General features: G+C 57.4%; 11 protein-coding genes. 1 reads left to right on the forward strand and 10 read right to left on the reverse strand.

Annotated features, from left to right (window positions below; genetic code table 11):
• Positions 1-103: 103 nt before the first annotated feature.
• The 4 genes from IC230_RS34895 to IC230_RS32715 form a co-directional block, all read right to left on the reverse strand.
• A complete protein-coding gene (locus tag IC230_RS34895) occupies positions 104-199 on the reverse strand; it encodes a hypothetical protein (RefSeq protein ID WP_394355516.1) in 96 nt (31 codons plus the stop codon).
• The gene (locus IC230_RS32705; RefSeq protein ID WP_262893205.1) at positions 175-864 is read right to left on the reverse strand and encodes an SDR family NAD(P)-dependent oxidoreductase; all 690 of its coding nucleotides are present in this window, start codon (positions 862-864) and stop codon (positions 175-177) included. The genes IC230_RS34895 and IC230_RS32705 overlap by 25 nt, the downstream gene beginning before the upstream one ends.
• 112 nt (positions 865-976) lie before the next feature.
• Positions 977-1,468 (reverse strand): Crp/Fnr family transcriptional regulator, encoded by a 492-nt coding sequence (locus IC230_RS32710; protein WP_191043302.1) that lies wholly within the window; start codon positions 1,466-1,468, stop codon positions 977-979.
• A 266-nt stretch (positions 1,469-1,734) separates the two neighbouring features.
• A complete protein-coding gene (locus IC230_RS32715) occupies positions 1,735-2,085 on the reverse strand; it encodes a hypothetical protein (RefSeq protein WP_191043303.1) in 351 nt (116 codons plus the stop codon).
• A gap of 224 nt (positions 2,086-2,309) precedes the next feature.
• Here IC230_RS32715 and IC230_RS32720 point away from each other — a divergent pair, with 224 nt between their 5' ends.
• A complete protein-coding gene (locus tag IC230_RS32720; RefSeq protein WP_191043304.1) occupies positions 2,310-2,756 on the forward strand; it encodes a VOC family protein in 447 nt (148 codons plus the stop codon).
• Between the two features lie 132 nt (positions 2,757-2,888).
• On the opposite strand, the gene IC230_RS32725 is transcribed toward IC230_RS32720, so the two are convergent.
• From IC230_RS32725 to IC230_RS32750, 6 genes are all read right to left on the reverse strand, one after another.
• Positions 2,889-4,919 (reverse strand): exo-alpha-sialidase, encoded by a 2,031-nt coding sequence (locus tag IC230_RS32725; protein WP_191043305.1) that lies wholly within the window; start codon positions 4,917-4,919, stop codon positions 2,889-2,891.
• Positions 4,920-5,289: 370 nt separating this feature from the next.
• Positions 5,290-10,926, reverse strand: coding sequence for a choice-of-anchor Q domain-containing protein (locus tag IC230_RS32730; RefSeq protein WP_191043306.1), 5,637 nt, complete (start codon positions 10,924-10,926; stop codon positions 5,290-5,292).
• 135 nt (positions 10,927-11,061) lie between these two features.
• Entirely contained in the window at positions 11,062-15,081 is a 4,020-nt protein-coding gene (locus IC230_RS32735; protein ID WP_191043307.1) for an ATP-binding protein, read from the reverse strand.
• Between the two features lie 95 nt (positions 15,082-15,176).
• Positions 15,177-15,317 (reverse strand): hypothetical protein, encoded by a 141-nt coding sequence (locus IC230_RS32740; RefSeq protein ID WP_191043308.1) that lies wholly within the window; start codon positions 15,315-15,317, stop codon positions 15,177-15,179.
• Between the two features lie 239 nt (positions 15,318-15,556).
• Entirely contained in the window at positions 15,557-15,982 is a 426-nt protein-coding gene (locus tag IC230_RS32745) for a response regulator (RefSeq protein ID WP_191043309.1), read from the reverse strand.
• Positions 15,983-15,988: 6 nt separating this feature from the next.
• Positions 15,989-18,040: an ATP-binding protein gene (locus IC230_RS32750; protein WP_191043310.1), complete on the reverse strand. Its 2,052-nt coding sequence runs from the start codon at positions 18,038-18,040 to the stop codon at positions 15,989-15,991.
• Positions 18,041-18,351: the final 311 nt, after the last annotated feature.

The raw sequence follows: 18,351 nt of genomic DNA on the forward strand, positions 1-18,351 counted from the left end.
GATTTAGATGAAACAATTTACTGAATTGTCTCTTCCCCTTTTCACCCCATTTGTCCCCTTTTATTTGACGACGTACACTGTGTACAATCAATAGACTTGTCAATTAGGCCAGATCACCAAAACCACCGGTAACAAAGTGGTCATGTCCGGTTATATAAGAAGCACGCTCAGAGACTAGAAAAGCAATCGTTTCAGCCATTTCTTCAGCTGTACCGATCCTACGAAGGGAATACCGCAAAATAATTGGTCAACCGTAATGCCCATCCCAGTGGCCAACAGTTTACGTCCTTCATCTCCTCCCTCCGTTTTGATTGCACCGGGAGTCACTAGGTTTACCCGGACCCCAGCGGGGGGCAGTTCTCTAGCCAAAGAGCCTGTATAACTATCTAGGGCTGCTTTAGCAGCTCCATAATGAGCCAGGAAACCATGAAAGGGCAGCAGGCCACCTGCCGATACATTGACAATAGCCCCCGAACCGCTTTGCCGAAGAGCCGCTAACAAGGGCTTGGTAACCCGGACTACGCTCATAAAGTTGATTATCAGCGAGTCAATCCAATCCTGATCGGTTATGGACTCGATGCCAGGAAGTTTAGGGGTAGTTGTTCCTACGTTATTAACCAGGATATCCAGGCCACCTAGCCTGCTTAAGGCTTTTTGGGCGATAGCCGTTGCGCCTTCCAGCGTACTAATGTCACCTTGAATAAAGATGGCATCAGTAGGAGTCTGCTCGTGAGGAGAGCGTGCCGAAACAACGACGGTGGCCCCGCCGTCCAGTAAACGCTGAGCCGTGGCGGCTCCAATGCCCTTTGAGCCTCCCGTTATGAGGGCTTTCTTTCCTTCGAATTCAGTTTTGTAATCGTTCATTGTTATCTGAGTCTAGCTCGTTGTGGTTAACGCAGCAAAGTTCAGATAAGGCCATGACATGGGCTGTGAAGTAGATTACTAAATGAGGGTGAACTAGTTCACATTCGTTTACTTAACGTTTCAGGGTCGTTTTCTGCTTGCGGATTTTGGAGAGGAATTCACGGGTCATGCCCAAGTAGGAGGCAATGATGTAGAGCGGTATTCGCTGAAGCAGTACCGGATGTTTTTGCGCAAACTCGTCGTAGCGTTCTTCCGCCGTCAGACTTAACTGAGCAATAACCCGTTGTTGTATGGTGACTGCGATCAGTTGAGCTCTACGCATCATAGCCAGCGCAAACTGCGGTATTTTTTCCAGTAATAGCTGTTCGCTCTCATAACTCCACTGAATGATAGTACTCTCTTCAAGGGCTTCAACAAACAACGTTGCTGGCTCCTGTAAGATGAAGCTGCCCGGGTCGCCGATCATCCAGTCATTGACGGCCAATGAGAGCGTATGTTCTTGTCCATCAGGCCCAACAAGATACGCCCTGAAAGACCCTGTGACGACGTAGGTCCGAAAGGTAGAGACAAATCCAGGTTGCTCAATTAGCTGTTTACGTTTCACCTTTCTCACCCGTAGCATGGAGATAAACAACACCTTATCTTGCTCAGTAAGAGTTATGTGTTTAGCGATGTGGTGAAGTATTGATGAAAAGTCTGGGGTATTTTCCAAAATCGAGAAGGTTTGTCTTGGCTATGATGAAAACGAATTTGTCCGTAGACATCGTACCGTCTTATTAACTATCCCATGGAAGTTCAGCCAGACGAATGCTATTTCGTCTCAGGTAAGAGCTATTTATGAGAACTTTCGTCACACGCTGATTTAGCGTATCATTGTTTTTGGATGGAACTAAGTGATAAGTAATAATTCTTGTCACCCGCCACAAATCCGAGTTGTTTGTCACTCTGATAATACGTACCGCTGAATTTGACTTTCAAACCAGGTTTTTGATAGTCAGTAGTCAAGTTGCAGGTGTACCCTAGATCATGGGAATCAAAGCTATTGGAGACCCGAATAAAATAGCTGCTTTGCGTGGAATCATAGTACACCACACCGCTTAGATTTTTAACCTGTTTAACCAAAGCACCAGCATTAGGACAACGGGGGGCAAGTGCCTCTTCGGTTTTACAAGAGCCTATGGTTAACAACAGGCTTATAGCTGGGAATACTATGGCTCTCATCTAGAATTACTTTGCCAAAATGACCCCCAGTTTATGAGAAGAGTTGGAATGGGCAGTCTGTTAATTGCCCCTTTTATACTGCTTATTAACGAAAGCTGTTTCATCTCATGTAGGAGCCTTTAGAGAGATGGATAGTATCATGAGTATAAGGCAATCTCTGCTGACATACGGCTGTCAGTAGAGCTACTGTACTTTGTGTGAATTAAAACAAATTCACCGATTCCATGAATTTTATTTCCCTTCGAATTATCACGGCGGACATAATGCCGTTGGTTCGCTTTTACGAGCAGATCACTGGACTATCCGTGACACAGTATACCGATGATTTCGCCGAATTACAGACGCCTTTAGCCACCTTAGCCATCGGCAGTACGCGTATCCTGCAACTCTTTGGAGGAGACAACATAGCTAGGGCTTCCAGTAATCAGTCTGTCATTCTGGAATTTCGGGTTGATGATGTTGATAGGGAGTATCAGAAGTTAGCCGACATTCTTGGCGATAGGCTCGTTCAGAAGCCGACGACTATGCCTTGGGGAAATCGTTCGCTCCTGTTTCGCGACCCGGATGGCAATCTGGTGAATTTCTTCACACCGGTTACCCCAGAAGCACTTGAACGTTCTGGTCCCTGTTGTATCCCTTTTAGTAGAGGCCAGCAGTGGCGGCTGGCCTAGTAAACAAGCAAATACATAAACGCTCCTCTCACGGAGGAGCGTTTTTTGAGAAAGCACAAGCTAAAGGTATAAATTAACCAGCCGGTTAGGATATTGTCCTGACTAGCTGGCTAATCCTATTAACTTGGCTCGTTACTGTTGAAAATACTCCACCTTGTCGGCGTCGGTGTTGTTGAGCAGGTTGCCATCCCCGCCCCCTGCTATGGTCGCACTCACCGTCAGACCACCGCTGCTGCCACTCCCGCTATAGCTACCCCTCAACCCCGCACTCAACTTATCACCCGCCGACACGCTCTGACTCGTGGTCAGCGTGTAGTAGCCACCGCTGGGGCCACTCAGCTGCCAGGCGCTGTTGGTCACCGAACGGCCACCGACGTTCGTTTCGGTGGGGGGCAGGCTCAGACTGAGCCCGGCCTGCTGGCTAATGCGCAGGGTCAGGGCCCCCTGGCTGGCCACCCCGTTCAGCTCCACCACATCGACCACCACCGTAACGGGCGAGCTGCCATACAGGCCCGTGGGCCGCACGTAAAGCAAAGGGCTCAAGTCGGGGCTGGGGGCCTGAGTCACGCTGACGGAAACCACGTTGGAGCAACCATTGGTATCGGTCCCCAGCACGTAATACAGCCCGGGTGTGCTCACCGTGGCGCTCGGCCCGTTGCCAACGGGCGTAGCCCCGGGGCCGAATTGATACAGATTGCCCCCCGAAGCCGTCAACGTAACACGGGGCGTAGCGGAGCTCAGGGAGCCACTAGTCACCAGGCTCAGGCTGGGTCGGGCCACCACGCTCAAGGTGAACTCCGTGGAGTTGATGCTCACCCCATTGCCCGCCGTGATGCGCACGTAATACCGGCCCGCATCGCCGGCCTGGACGTTAGGTAGACTCAGCAGGGGGCTGGTTTGGCCGCTCAGCGGAGCGCCCCCGGAGCGGTACCACTGGTAGGCTAAGGGCGGGTTAAGGGTCGTCACGCTCACCTGAGCCGTGACCGTAGCCCCACTGCAGACCCCCGTGCCAGCCACGGGCTGGCTGAGGATTACGGTGGGATCGCCCGTTAAACTCGCTACCGATGCGGTCATCGCCCGCTGACCACTGCCGGTAGCCCCCGATGCCCCCGATGAAGAGGCCACCGCCACAAACTGGCCATTGGCAAAGGTCACCGCGGAGTAGCCGTTTTGGTTCGGCAAATCCTGTAACGTCCAGGTGATCCCGTCCCGACTGATCATCGACTGATTGGGCGAGCCAGTATTCGCTACGGCCACAAACAGCCCGTCGCCGTAGGTGACCCCCTGCCAGCCGTTATTGGCGGGCGTCGTGCGCAGGGTCCAACTCAGGCCGTCGGGGCTGGTCATCACCCGGTTGCCGCTGCCCGTGGCCGAAACGGCCACGAATAGCCCGTTCCCATAGGTAACGGAGGTCCACTGGTTATCGGCGGGCGTCGTACCGACCGTCCAGGTGATGCCATCGGTGCTGGTCATCGCCCGGCCGCCAGCGCTAAGCTTGGAGCCAGCCACGGCCACAAACCGGCCATTGCCGTAGGTGACCGAGCGCCAATAATGACCCTGGAAACTGAGATTATTGCTCGTGCGGACGGTCCAGGTAACCCCGTCGGGGCTGGTCATAATCCGTTCGGGCTGCAACTGCCCGGTGGGGTTGTTCTGGGGGGCGCCGACGGCGACAAACAGCCCGTTGCCGTAGGTGACTCCTCGCCAGCCGAACACGGGGACGCTATCCAGAGAATTCTCGATTCTAGGCGCATAAGCCGTTGGGTGCTGGGTCCAGGTGAGGCCATCGGGGCTGGTCATCACGAGGTATTGTTCTCCACCGTCACTGCTCAAGTTACTAGCCAAGGCCACAAACAGCCCGTTACCGTAAGTCACGGCCCGGTAAGTAAGACTCCCCGCCGCCCGACGCAGCGTCCAGGCCACGCCATCGGGGCTGGTCATCACCTGATTGCCGTCGCCGGTTGCGGCCACGGCCACAAACAGGCCATTGCCGTAGGTGACCGAGCTCCACTCAATGTCGGCGGGCGTTGTGCGGGGCGTCCAGTACTGGGCCTGCCCCGGGGTTGCCAGCAGTAAATAGCCAATCAATAGTCCGGCCAGTTGAACGAGCCCGCCGTAACGGACGGCTGACCGAAGGCTTTCTGAAAATAAACGAATAAGCATGGTAAAGTCAAAAGGGGGATAAGCCTGCCGGCCGCCAAAGTAAGCCGCTGACAGACGGGTGATCTGAATACAGAATACGATACGTTCATGTGGATTTATAACTACCTATAATTAAGGGATTTAAGGGGGTATTCTTGCGGGTTGTCTGTTCATTTTTCTTACCATGTTTACGGCCTGTCAAACTCGTCAATAAGTAATTTTCTTTGGGTGCGTTTACTATTTCGTACCGCAACCGTGGATTTTATGAACACGATTCAATGTGTCATTTTGGGCAGCGATTTGTGAGAAGGTATACTGTGTAGGAATAGGATTAGCAACTGGTTGGCATTTGCTCCTAACTCTGTTGCTAACCCTTATTGACAACCGGCCTTTACTGCTGGAAGTACTCCACCTTGTCGGCATCCGAGTTGTTGCTCAGCCGCACCTCGCCCCCACCCAGCACCACCGCGCTTACACTCAACTGCCCCGAGGTGGCTCCTAGGCTCAACACCCCGCTCAGCGAAAAACTCAGCCGATCGCCCCCACCAACTGACCGATTGGTCGTCAACTCATAATAATTCGCATTATCGACCGAAAAAGTCCACGCACCATTCTGTACATACCGGTTACCCACCTTGCTCACTCCGGCATCGAAATTCAGACTCAAACCCGACACCTTGGGAATACGTACCGTGATCTGCCCACGGCTGTCCACCCCATTGTTCTCGGCCACATCCACCACCAGACTTATCGGCGAGGGGCCGTACACCAGCGAAGGGCGCAGGTAAACTATTACCGTTAGGTCTGGAACGGGGGCCAGCACCCGTAGCTCGAAGCTGGTGTTGGCCGTCTGCCCCAGTGGGTCTACCCCAATCACGGTCACTGTGTTCATGCCCGCCTGGGTGGGCGTGCCAGTGATACTGGCTCCGTTGAAGCGCAGGCCCGGGGGCAAGCCCAGCACGTAGTAGCGTATGTCTTCCCCCTGGGGGTCGACGAACGTACCAGCGGGTATATCGAAGCGGTAGCTCTGCTGCTGATAGGCGGTCTGGGCCGGGATGCCCTGAGCCAGCGTCGGTTCGGGATTGGTCGAGGATTGGGGGGGCGTGGGCAGCCCAGCGCAGTAGGCGGGCAGATCGAAGCGATAGCTGACAGTCACCCCACTCTGGCGGGCCAGCAGCTCGACCTTTTTGGGGTCTTCCCGTAGTTCGGCCTCGACAGTGTGCTGGGGGGTGGGGCTCCAGGGGGTGATGCCGATGGCGAAGTATTCGATCAGAGAGCCATCGCCCCCCTGGGTGCGGAAGGTAAGGGCGCCCGTCTGGCAATCATACGTCGGCGCAATTAAGCGGAAGGTCCCCGACTGGATGCTCAGCGTCAGACTAGTGGCTGAACTGGTACAACCATTCTGGGCGCAGGTGGCCGAGAGGGTGTAATTACCGGGCGTAGTGAGGGTATAGATGTTGCCATTGGCGCTACCGGTTCCGCCCAGCAGTGTCCAGTCCAGCGCCCCGCTGCAGCCGCTGGCGGTCACCGAGATAGGCTGATCGACCGTCGTAGTGGCACTGGCCAGCAGATTTGGTGGAGTGGGGGGCTGGGTGGTCCCATTCACCGTTACGAAAGTCGTTGACACGCAGCCGCTGGCGTTGGCTACCGTCACCGAATACGTACCCGGACTGCTCACTACCAGTGTGTTGGCGGAGCCCGGCGTGCCCACGACCCCATTACCGTTGGCAAAGGTGTACGAGCTACCCCCCGAGGCTGTCAGCGTCACCGAGGTCACCGCGCAACTCAGCGCCCCGCTGCTGACCAGACCCGCTTGCGGCAGGGGGTTGACCGTCAGATTCGTAGAGGTGCTGGTCGACTGATCGTTGGCGCTCACCGTCAGCGTAAAGCTCTGGCTGCCCGAGCCGCTGGCCGTTACGGCCTGATTGAAGTTGCCGCTGGCACGGCCCGTCAGCGGGTTGCTGCCGTTGGTCAGGGTGTAGGTGTAGCTGCCCGTTACGTTGCCCACACTGGCCGTAAACGTAACGGGACTACCTACGCATACCGCCGATGGACTGGCTGCCAGGCCCGCGATGATGGGGACGGGACTACTCACACTCAGACTGAAAGCTGTGCTGGTGAGCGAGTTACAGACCCCGCTGACGACCAGCGAATAGCTACCCGCAGCCGAGAGTTGCACGTTGCTCAGCGTCAGCGTGGACGATGTCTGACCGCTCACCGGGCTGTTCAGATTGTCTTTGTACCACTGGTAGCCGCTCACACTGCCGCTCACGCTGACGGGCACACTCACACTGGCCCCCACCTGCACGCTACTGGCGCTGGCGGGCTGCTGGGTGATGGCCAGAGGCTGAGCCGGACTGCCCTGATATTCATAGGCGCCCAGGTCAATAGTGCGCACCCGACGGGCGTTGCCCGCCAGATCGGTGGGGGTGGTATTGGCCGTATTATCGCCTTTGTCGATGGCCACCGAGCAGGCGTTGAGGCTGAAGTCGGTGCTACTGGCAAAGGGCGAGCTGGTGGCGGTCAGGTTGGTGGGGCCGCTGCTGGTATAATCGCTCTCGCCCGCCCCGACCAGGCTGTAGTCAGCGGTGGTGCTGCCCCCCGAGTCGTTGGTGATGCTGGCGCTGGTGGCCTCCTGGTTGTCCCACAGGATGCAGTTGGTCAGCCGGGCCTGGGTCCCCGTATTGTTGTTGCGCAGGGCGGCTCCGCTGGCGGCCCGGTTGGCCGTTAGGGTGCAGTTGATCAGGGTGGGTGTGCTCCCTTCTATACTATAAAGGGCGCCCCCATCGCCCCGGGCAGTATTGCCGCTGAGCAGGCAATTTAGAAGTATCGAACTGCTATTTCTATAATTGGCGATGCCCGCCCCCTGGTTGGCCAAGTTACCCTTAATGACACAGCCCGCCAGACGGGGCCCGCTGCTAAGATTAAATATGCCCCCACCATCATCCCTCGCCGAGTTGCTGCTGAACACGCAGTTAGTCAGAGTGGGACTACTACTACCGGCATTGAACATGCCCCCACCACTACCATTAGACGAGTTAACGCTAAACACGCAGTTGGTCAGACGGGGGCTGCTGTCGAAACTGTACATACCCGCACCACTACCATTAGCCCCCGCCGAGTTAACGCTAAACACGCAGTTGGTTAGGGTTGGACTACTACCGGTATTGTACATGCCCCCACCGTAACTAGCCGAGTTGCCGCTGAACACACAGTTGGTCAGGGTTGGACTACTGTTGTCATTTAACATGCCCCCACCACTACCAATAGCCCCCGCCGAGTTTGAGCTAAATGCGCAGTTGGTCAGGGTTGGACTACTACCGGTATTGTACATGCCCCCCCCACTATCTGCGTTGCCGCCCGTGATCACGACCCCGTCCAGGATGGCCGTGCTGGTCAATCCGTTGTTGTCGTTGTAAATCACCGAGCCCGTGCTGCCCTGGGGGATGGTGAGGGTGGTGGAGGAAACCTGCCCCGCCACGGGGTTGACCCCCGCCCGCTGGGAAAGACTCGTCTCCCCGCCCGCAAAGCCCCCGTAGATGGCCACCCCATTCTTCATCACAAACGATACTCCCCCCGTCGTGCGGCTGTAACGGCCGCTGGCCACCCAGACTTGCTGCACCCCACTGGCGTCGATCATGGCCTGCAAGTCTCCGCTGGCATTGGCCCACGAGCTGCCGTCGCCCGTACCGCTGCCGCCCTGTTTGACGTAGCGGATGGGCTGGCTGGGAGCGCTCACGCTCAAACTGAAAGCCGTGCTGGTGACACTATTGCAGGCCCCGCTGACGACCAGTGAATAGCTGCCCGCATCCGAGGGCTGCACGTTAGTCAGGGTGAGGGTAGCCGAGGTCTGGCCCGTGACGGGGCTACTGAGGTTGTCTTTGTACCACTGGTAGCTGGTGACGCTGCCCGTGACGCTGGCAGGGGCACTGATGTTACTGCCGGTTGTTACGTTGCTGGCCGACGGGGGCTGGCTGGTGATGGCTAAGGGCTGAGTGGGGCTACCCTGGTATTCGTAGGCCCCGATGTCGACGCGCCCGTTCTGATAGAAGCGGGGGTTGCCCGCCAGGTCGGTTGTACCAGTAGTCGTCGCATTACTGTTGGGGTCACCCGCGTTGATGGCGATCGAGCAGGCGTTGAGCCTATAGTCAGTGCTACTGGCAAAGGGCGAACGGGTAGCGGTGAGGTTGGTGGGGCCACTGCTGGTGTAATCGCTCTCGCCCGCCCCGATCAAACTGTAGTCAGCGGTGGTGCTGCCCTCCGAGTCGTTGGTGATGCTGGCGCTGGTGGCCTCCTGGTTGTCCCACAGGAGGCAGTTGGTCAGCCGGGCCTGGGTCCCCGCATAGTTGTTGCGCAGGGCGGCTCCACTAGCGGCCCGGTTGGCCGTCAGGGTGCAGTTGATCAGGGTGGGCGTGCTTTCGATTATACTATAGAGGGCGCCCCCATCGCCCCGGGCAGTGTTGCCCCTGAGCAGGCAGTTGAGCAGCACCGGACTATTGTTCACACTGGCGATGCCCGCCCCCTGGTTGGCGGAGTTGTCCTGAATAACGCAGTTAGTCAGGCTGGGACTGCTTCTGCCATTGAACATGCCCCCCCCATCAGCCCTCGCCGAGTTGGCGCTGAAGACGCAGTTGGTTAGGGTTGGACTACTACCGGTATTGTAGATGCCCCCCCCATCGCTCGCTGAGTTGGCGCTGAAGACGCAGTTGGTCAGGCTGGGACTACTGTAGACATTGTAGATGCCCCCCCCATTATTACTCGCTGAGTTGGCGCTGAAGACGCAGTTGGTCAGGCTGGGACTACTGTAGACATTGTAGATACCCCCCCCACTATCTGCGTTGCCGCCCGTGATCACGACCCCGTCCAGGATGGCCGTACCGGTCAATCCGTTTTCGTTGTAAATCACCGAGCCCGTGCTGCCCTGGATGGTAAGGGTGGTGGAGGAGACCTGCCCCGCCACGGGGTTGACCCCCGCCCGCTGGGAAAGACTCGTCTCCCCGCCCGCAAAGCCCCCGTAGATGGCCACCCCATTCTTCATCACAAACGATACTCCCCCCGTCGTGCGGCTGTAACGGCCGCTGGCCACCCAGACTTGCTGCACCCCACTGGCGTCGATCATGGTCTGCAAATCCCCGCTAGCGTTGTCCCATGAGGAGCCGTCGCCCGTGCCTGTGGCCTTGACGTAGCGGATAGGGTAAGTTGGAGCAACATAGGTGATGATGACCAGCCCGTTGCCTGAGTTGCCCGTTGCTCCCGATACCAGGCTTAGGCTAGTACCCGTATAGTAGGAGCCGCCACCACCACCCACACCATAGGAGTAGCCACCACCACCACCGGAGTAGCCACCACCACCACCACCACCATTACTAGCACCACCAGCAGCACCAGCACCACCACCACCAAAGCCACCATTTCCAAAAGAGCTAGACCCGCCAGCTCCTCCATTCACAAAGGCTTTACCACCAGCAGTACCACCACCATTGCCTAGCAGGCCACCACCACCACCACCATCACCACTACCACCACCACGACCATAGAAGCCACCACCACCACCACGAAAGCTACCACCACCTTCGGGAGTTGTCTGGCCGTGTTTGGTCGGGTAGTCAACGGAACCTGCACCCCCGCCCCCGCCCGCAATCACCAGCGGGGTAGGGTCCGTCGTACTGCCCGGGGGAGCCACCACAAACGAGCCCCCGCCCCCGGCGGCTCGGCCACTCAGCGACTGGCCTACCAGGATGCTCAGGGCCTGGCCGGGGGTGACACTCACCCGGGCGGCCGCGATGGCCCCTTTGCCCGCCGACGCGGTGCCCCCCTGAATAGCCCCCCCTTCGGCTCCCCGAGCCTCGATGGTCAGCGAGGTGACGCCTGTTGGTACGGTCCAGGTGACGATCTGGCCGGTGTAGGAAAAACTCTGGGTGGTAGTCGTCACCGACTGGGCCTGAGTGAGGAAGCTCAGGAAGTTCAGCAGTCCTAAAATAAGTAGGCTCCCCAGAGCCTGATGAAGCGAGTAAAGAGTTGGTCTCATACGAAAGAAGAAAGTAACACCTATAGTGGGGCTAAAGGTAAACCGGCTCTCGCGAACCGACTCTCACGCTGGTAACACATTCTCTCACTGTGGTAACAGAAACCAAAAAAAGCGCCTTTTCAGACGCTATACGGGTTATTCACGGGCGTTTTTAGCGAACCGGGACGGCGGTTCACCGAACTGTTCACGGAAACACTGGCCAAAATAAGACGGGCTCTCGAAGCCCACCGCGTAAGCCGTCTGGCTCACCGAGAACCCCTGCTGCAACAGTGCCACCGACTGTTTCAGCCGGTAGGTCCGGATAAAATCAGTCGCTGAAAGCCCCGTCAGAGCTTTCAGTTTGCGGTAAAGCTGCATCCGGCTCAGGCCGGCCTGGCTGGCCAGTTCTTCTCCACCAAACGTCGCATCGTCCAGGTGCTGCTGCACGATCTGGTAGAGCTTGTCCAGAAACGGATGCGGGGGCTCGGGCGCCGACGCGGCCACGGGTAGCTGTAAGTCGGCCCGGATTCTTTCCCCCCGTCGACGCTGGGTAGTGAGCAGGTTGTTTACCCGCAGCAGCAGCTCGGGCAGGTGAAACGGTTTGTCCACATAGTCGTCGGCCCCCAGGCGCAGCCCCTGCATCCGGTTGTCGAGGCTCACTTTAGCCGTGAGCAGGATTACCGGAATATGGTCGGTACGGGCGTCGGTTTTAAGGTACTCACAGAGGGCAAATCCGTCCAGGCGGGGCATCATTACGTCACTAATGATCAGGTCGGGCATAGCTTCCCGGGCCTGTTCCAGCCCATCCAGCCCATCCACCGCCCGGTGCACCTGGTAGCTGGCCGGTAAACTCTGGGTGATGAACTGGGCCATATCGTCGTTGTCTTCCACCAGCAGGACCAACGCCGTTTCAGGCTCGTGGAGGGCTGTGAACCCGCCTGACGGGGGGAACTCATTCGGCGGGGGGGCAAGCGGTTGGCTACCCAACGCGGGTAGGTAGGGCAGCTCGACCCAGAAGGTCGTTCCCCGGCCCGGCTGGCTTTCGACCCGGATCTGCCCATTCTGCAGATCAACCAGTTCCTTGACCAGGGCCAGGCCAATACCCGTACCGGGCGACTGGTGGCTGGTACGGGTATTGGCCTGGTAGAAGCGATTGAACAGGTGCGGAAGTTGCCCGGCAGCGATCCCGATGCCCGTGTCGGCCACCCGCAACTGAAGACCTGACCCCACATCCGTCCGCAGCGTTACGGTAACGGTTCCCGGACTGGCGGGCGTACCAGGGGTAAACTTGAGGGCGTTGGCGACTAGGTTGGTCACGATCCGTTCCAGCTTATCGGCATCAAACCAGTACGTATGTATTCCCTCGGCCTGATACGCCAGGGCGATGTGGTTCGCCCTGGCCGCTTCGGCGAACGTGTGAACAATCCCATTGACCACTTCATCCGGTCGTCCCCGTACGACTGTAACGGTCATCAAATTAGCATCCAGCCGGGCCAGCTCCATCAACTGATTGATCAGCCCCAACAGTTGCTGCGCGTTCCGTTCGATCAACGCCAGTCGATTTCCGTACTGGCTCTGGCTCAGTTCCCGTAGCAGGGCTTCGGCGGGGGAAAGAATCAACGTCAGTGGCGTACGAAACTCGTGGGTGATGTTGGCAAAAAAACGGGTCTTCATCTCATCCACGATCCGGAGCTGCTCGGCTTCCCGTTGCTGGGCCAGTTGCCGCTGGGCGTTTCGATCGCGTTGGGTGCGATAGCGGACATACAGCCGAAGCAGCCCAATCCCGCTCAGGATGTACAGCAGATACGCCAGATTAGTGCGCCACCAGGGGGGGGTGACCGTGATCGACAGGGTATGCACGTGGCGGCTCCACTGGCCGGTGGTGTTGGTGGCATTGACCCGCAGCCCGTAGTGCCCCGGCGGTAACTGGGTATACGTAGCCACGGGTGAGCCGCCCGCCCCGACCCAGTCCGCATCGTAGCCCGTTAACTGGTATCGGTAGCGAAGTTTAGCGGGCTGAGCATACTGTAGACCCGCAAAACTCACACTAATGGTGTTTTGACGGTAGGGGACCACCAGCTCGCTCAGGCTGTTTAGGGGCGCGGGCAGCAGGCCCTTACCGGGCGTAATGGATACCGGCTGGTTGTTGATTTTCAGGTCCGTCAGGGCCACCATCGGCTGAAAGTGGTCGTTTTGTATCGTGCCCGGATCAAGGATGGTCCAGCCGTCGGGACCGCCAAAGGCCAGCCGTCCATCGGGCAGCCGCAGGTGATGGAATCGGTTGAACTCATCGCCCAGTAAACCATCGATGGTGCTGAGGACACGGACCTGGCGGGTTATGGGGTGAAATCGGCACAACCCCTTGTTGGTACTAAGCCACAAATACCCCCTGTCGTCAGCCACGACCGAGTAAATGGTATTATCCGGCAGACCGTTGTCCGTCGTAAATACCTGCCCCCGCAACCTCGTTTTATCGAAGCAGATCAGCCCCGCGTGACTACCGATCCACAAAATAGTAGACCGCGTTGGGTCGGGCTGCAGGCCCAGCAATAAATTCGAAGGCAGCTGGGCTAAGGGAGTAGCCTGATTAATGACCGTAACCTGTTTGGTAGCCCGCTCAATCCGGATCAGCCCGTGCTGATGATCCGTAATCCAGATCGCCTGCCTATCCGCCACGATATCCTGCGGCACAATTCGGGGTGCCACCACCTGCCGCAGCTGATCGGCGGATAACCAGCGGGTCCACGACCGGCGCAGCGTATCGAAGACCGCTACGTGGCCGTCATTGTCCACCGTCCACACACGTCCGTCCGGATCGACATGCAATCCGCTAATGCCTAACCGGTTATCGGTGGTGGGTTTGGCCGTGGGTATGGGCGGCAGCAACACGAATCGTTGCTGGGCCTCATCCAGATAACCGGCCTGGTAACGCAGGGCCACCCAGAGCCGGTTCCTGACGTCGTAGGCAGAGCGCAGATTATAGCTCAACGGGCCCAGGACACCCTTGCTCAGCGACCAGCCAAAACTCTTCGTCAGCGACACGCCAAATTCCTGCTGAAAAAGATCCGCCTGGAAACTCAACTGATTGGGATAGACGGCCAGGGAAGGCCCGGCCGGATCGATTAGGTGAATGCCAGCCGCATCGGTACCCACCCAGATTAACCCCGATTGATCAACCAGCAGCGATTCAGACCCCAGCGATGCTGGTTCCAGCTCGCCCAGTACGACGGGCCCCCGAGTCGGGTCGTAGCGGTAAACCCGGTTAAAGGCCATACCATAATCCTGGCCATTGGGACCCGTATAAAACCAGCACAGGTAAGTGGCCGAAACCGACGGCAGGGGGAATTGGCGGATCCGGTTCGTAACCGGATCAAACACCAGGAGCTGATGGTGGTAGGCCCACATGATCTCCCCATTGCTGCGCTCATGCAGCTGGATGGTACCACCGGCGCGCGCCGGCAGATAATCGACGTTGATGGCCTGCGGCAAACGAACGGTCCGAAGCTGGCCGGTAGCCGGATTAAGCTGACGAAGGGCCGTTTGACCCAGCAGCCAGATGCGATTACCCCGCCGACTGGCGAGTACCCCCCGAATGGTGTCATTAGGCAGGCCGTGGCGTTGGGGCGTGTAGTGGCGAATCGTCTGATGGGCCCAGTCATAGCACCAGACGCCCCCAGTGAGCTGGGTTCCCCACAGATTTCCCTGGGGATCAATCGTCCAGCCCCGCCGGGCAAAGTGCATCGGCTGGCGGCCCATCAGGGCTCGCTGGCTGATGGGCTCAATGTGTTGGGTGTGGGGGTTCAGGCGGTCGATTTCTCCTGATTCGTGCTCGATCCAGATGTGCCCGTGAGTGTCGCTGGCCAGACTGATGATCACGTCGGAGGAAAGCGTGGAGGTATCCCCCTGTCGGTGATGAAACACGGTAAACTGCCTCCCGTCGTAGCGCGCCAGGCCATTGCGGGTACCCACCCAGACTAACCCATCGGCATCCTGAATCAGACCCGAGACAAACGATTGGGGCAGGCCGTCTTTGGTGGTGAGCACCCGGATGGGTTTGCGAACGGGCTGGGCTTGCAGGCCGGTTAGTGGTGCGTAACAGCTCCAGACCAAAAATAAACTTGTTACCAGTTTGCCGATCCCTGAGTTACGCCCGGCTAGTATTCCCCCAATTCTCACGCTCCAGAGTGATAGGCTAAGTATGGCACTAAATATACGTTGAAATCGATGGGCGGGACTGGTTGTTGAACCAAAAGTTTGCTTAGGCGATCGCGTCACGCGCCGGCATAGCCGTGGTTCTGAAACCCAGTCGGCGTGTTACTGGTCAGAGGGTCAGGGGGGGTGGTCAAGCCATCGCTCAATCGACCGATGCCAGCTAGCCGGTTTGTAAGCCCCGACTGTAGCGGGTGAGCCACGAGCGTTTCGTGAGCATGACGGCATATGGGTGGGGGAGTTTAACCTTTATGTTGGCCTCACACTGGGACGCCCTTGGTTGGCAACTGACCAGCTACCTAATCTGGATAACGCATTAGGAATCAGGCCCAAAGACGGCCCTGCATAAATCCATCCCGTAAAACGCCCGAATTATAAATACTTAAATAGCTATTCATCTCGTTTATGAGCGTTTATTGAGATTTAGACAATCGTTGATTAGCTACTCCGTAGCTGCGCCTGCCTGTTTCTTAGTAATCAGCTCAAGCAGCCTGGTAGGCATCAGCGTCAAATCCACGGGCTTAATCCAATGCTCATCAAAACCTGCGGCCCGGGTCCGCTGCTGGTCTTCCGCCTGTCCGTAACCCGTTAAAGCAATGATAACTACCTCCTGGCCCCAGGGGTGTTCCCGTAACCGGCGGATGGTTTCGAACCCATCCATTCCCGGCATGCTGATGTCGAGTAAAATGGCTTGGGGACGCCAGCTTTGGGTGCGTTCCAGGGCCTGTTGACCATTGAGACAAGTTTGAACATCGTACCCTTTTAGCTGCAAGGACATACCCAGAATCAGGGTAGCATCGGCATTGTCATCCACCACTAAGATACGTGTGGTTGAGAATTGGGGGTTGGTAGTCGTTGTTGTAGTCATGTAGGATCAAGCACCGCAGGTAGGTAAATAGACCACAAACTCACTGCCTTGTTCGAGACCAGGACTATGCGCTTCGACCCGCCCGCCGTGTCGCTGCACCAGTTCCTGCACCAGCGACAGGCCTAAACCTAATCCCCCAAACGAACGGGCTAACGAGGAGTCCACCTGAATGAACAACTCGAAGATGACTTCTAACTGGTCGGAAGCTAAGCCAATGCCATTATCCTTGACTCGCAACACCACCTGTTCGCCCAATGGCGCTAAGCTCAGCCACACCTGCCCCCCCTCCTGGGTATAGCGTAACCCATTCGTCAGTAGATTGGTGACCACCTGGTTTAACCGCGTCGGGTCACCATCCAGATAAAGGGGGTGATCAGGCAGTTGGACACTTAACTGCCGACCCGAGTTGATAAACAACGGGTGCATCGCGGCAACCGTCTGATCGACCAGCTGGGTCAGATCCATTCGTTCGTTTCGCAGGTTAATCTTCCCCCGACTGATGCGGCTCACATCCAACAAATCATCCACCAGGCGCATAACATGCTCCATCTGTCGATTCATGATCGGCAGCATCGTCCCCATCAGTTGATCCTGCTGATGCGTCTGGGCCAGGAGCTGGAGGCCATTGCGGATGGGAGCCAATGGGTTGCGCAATTCGTGGGCCAGCATGGCCAGAAACTCGTCTTTACGTCGGTCGGCCTGTTTAAGCACCTGTTCAACCTGTTTGCGCACGCTGATGTCATGCATGACCACCAAAAGCCGGGGCTCTGAGCCATCCTCCACGCGGCTGATGGTCATTTCCAGCACCATGCCTTGCGGCTCGGACTCCCGCTCAAAGCGAATGGACTGGCCGGTTTGTAGAACCCGGTCGTAATCATCATACCAATCCTCGACCTCATCCGGGAAATGATCACGAATGGACTGCCCGCTTAAGTCGGGAATGTGGAACAGCGCCTGCATGGCCGGGTTCATTGTGATATAGCGGTAATCGCGTCGGCCATCCGCCCGCAGGGGCAATCGCTCGATTAAGCAAATGCCCTCGCTGAGGGTCTCGAACAGGGTGCGGTATTTGGTTTCACTTTGGCGCAGGGCCGCTTCTGTACGGGCGCGTTGGGCGACATCCCAGGTACGTTCGGCCGTTTCGGCCGCCAGTTGTACCTCCATCTCCGTCCAGAGCCGGGGTTGATCTTGGGTGAGGCAAAACTTGGCCACTAACCGGCCATTTTTTAGGATGGGAATCTGGATGTATGCTCGAATGCTCAATCGCACACATAGTTGCCTCGTGACTGGATCCAGTACATCGGTAGCCAATGCGTCAGAAACCACGACCGGTTTTCCCCTTAGCAGCCGGGCTTTCATAGCGGGAAGCTGGACCAGCGAGTAACTCGGGGGAATTGCGGCCAACTCCGGCCGGGCGGCATGCTGGCGAACAATCACCTGGTCGCCATCGATTTCGCAATAGTAGGCCCGATCGGCCCCAAAATACGTCAGGGCTAAGCGGGTCGCCGTAATCTGCATAGCGACGGGGTCCGCTAGTGAGCGTAGCGCATCGCTGAGTTGTAGCAAGAACGTAGCCCGGGCCTCGCTCTGGTACCCGTCGGCTTGGGCTTGTTTAGTAGCGGTGATATTCTGAGCTCGGCCGACCATCATCCTGGGTTGACCTTGCCCGTCGCGCAGGATCTTACCCGACACCTGAAACCAGCGCACTTGGGCACCTAGTGCCACTGAGCGCACGGAATAGTTAAACTGGTCACGGCCCGTTTGGATGGCCTGCTCCATCTGCTGAGCGGGGAGCGCTTGGTCATCGGGGTGCAAAAAAATCAGGTGACCTGCCAAGGTGGGGGCCGGCGAGCGGCCTAGCATACGTTCGGTGTTGGGCGCGTAGTGAACCTGGTTGGTTTGCAGATCAACCTGCCACCAGTAGCTATCAGCATCCTCCAGCACCAGTCGTACCCAGTCATCGGCCCGGGTAGGCGTAGGTACGGATTCTGCCGACTGGGATTCCAGACTAGGCGTCACGGATTGGGGGCTGGTATTCGCTGGTGGCTTCTTTTTCATCAATTATCCAGTTATAGGTGGCTTTTGCTCAACCGATGATCCGCAACGAGTGTTCAAGCTAATTAGGCTAATGGGGTTAAGTTGCTTTGATGAACCAAGAACACTCGCTGAGCCAAACCGGCGATTCCGATCCGGCTTTGTTGGTCGACAAAGCACTGGTTTCAAATCGAACCGACTAGGGTAGGGTCGAACCGGGGGTGGGGAGTGGCAACCAGGGGTCATTTGTGACCAATCCGTCAATAAGGCTAGGGTATTGATAGTCTATTCTGGATTCAGGTCGGTGTCGATCAACGAGCGATTTAGGAGAAAAG

The organism is Spirosoma validum (genome assembly GCF_014699035.1).
GTDB lineage: Bacteria > Bacteroidota > Bacteroidia > Cytophagales > Spirosomataceae > Spirosoma > Spirosoma validum.